Origin of the sequence: Pseudoalteromonas sp. S1612 (assembly GCF_005887175.1) — a bacterium.
In the GTDB taxonomy this organism is placed as follows: Bacteria; Pseudomonadota; Gammaproteobacteria; order Enterobacterales; family Alteromonadaceae; genus Pseudoalteromonas; species Pseudoalteromonas undina.
This window is the reverse complement of the sequence record NZ_PNDH01000217.1, coordinates 1-364: the sequence shown is the minus strand read 5'-3', so window position 1 is coordinate 364 and position 364 is coordinate 1. Positions and strand designations below refer to the sequence as shown.

Below are 364 nucleotides of genomic sequence, written 5' to 3'. Positions count from 1 at the left end.
GGCGACTTGTTTCAACTTATAAACTCCAACTTCAGCAATCTCTTACACGTATATTACACCATTGCCATTGACAATATACCGTAACGACTCAACTCCTTTTGTATTCCCACATACCTGTGCAGCAACACCCGTCATACCTGTTCCACAAAAGCCAATCAAAAACTATATCACCAGGGTTAGTGTAATGGAGAATATAGCGCATTATTGCTTTATGAGGGACCTTTGTATGATAAGAGTGTGCATTGTATATAGGGTCGTTTTTACCTTCACTAACATCAGCAGCAAATGGTTCTCGGTGGTAATCTTCGTCAGTGTTCTCTTTCAGAGACTCCCAATATTCAACGAATTCATTTAACCAAGGATT

1 protein-coding gene is annotated in these 364 nt (G+C 39.6%); it reads right to left on the bottom strand.

Annotated elements, in window-relative coordinates; all coding sequences use genetic code 11:
- Positions 1 to 88: 88 nt before the first annotated feature.
- On the bottom strand, positions 89 to 364 hold a 276-nt coding region (locus CWB78_RS18925; RefSeq protein ID WP_212750868.1), incomplete at its 5' end, for a hypothetical protein.